At 61.9% G+C, this 388-nt stretch carries 1 protein-coding gene; it reads left to right on the top strand.

Features of this window, described 5'->3' with window-relative positions:
- Positions 1-388, top strand: a 388-nt coding sequence (locus D180_RS11310; protein WP_017912879.1) for a type IV secretion system protein, incomplete at both ends; no start/stop codon positions are given.

The following is a 388-nucleotide window of genomic DNA, read 5'->3' as shown; positions in this document are numbered from 1 at the left end:
GGCACGGCCAGCCCGCCGATGGCGGCGGGCGCGATGTTGCTGCTGTTCAAGTTCACCATGGCATTTCTGGTGGGCATCGGCCCGATCTTCATCTTCTTCCTGATGTTCGACCAGACCAAGGACCTGTTCCGGAAGTGGCTGTTCTACGTGATCGGCACCCTGTTCTCGATGTCCATGCTGTCGGTGGTGTCGGCGATGGTCTTGAAGTTCACGGCCAAGGTGGCGGCGGCGTACTGGGCGATGAAGTTCATTCCGTTGGCCAACGCCGAAGGCCTGTCGTCCCAGGCGTTGCAGCAGGGCGGGATCGGGTTGCTGATGACGGTGCTGATCGTCACCGTGCCCACGATCGCGGCGGCGGTCTGGCAAGGCAACATGGGCACGTTCATGA

It is taken from the genome of Xanthomonas sp. SHU 166 (genome assembly GCF_000364685.1).
Lineage (GTDB): Bacteria > Pseudomonadota > Gammaproteobacteria > Xanthomonadales > Xanthomonadaceae > Xanthomonas_A > Xanthomonas_A sontii.
The sequence above is the reverse complement of the archived record's forward strand: the minus strand, read 5'-3'. Positions and strand labels throughout refer to the sequence as shown.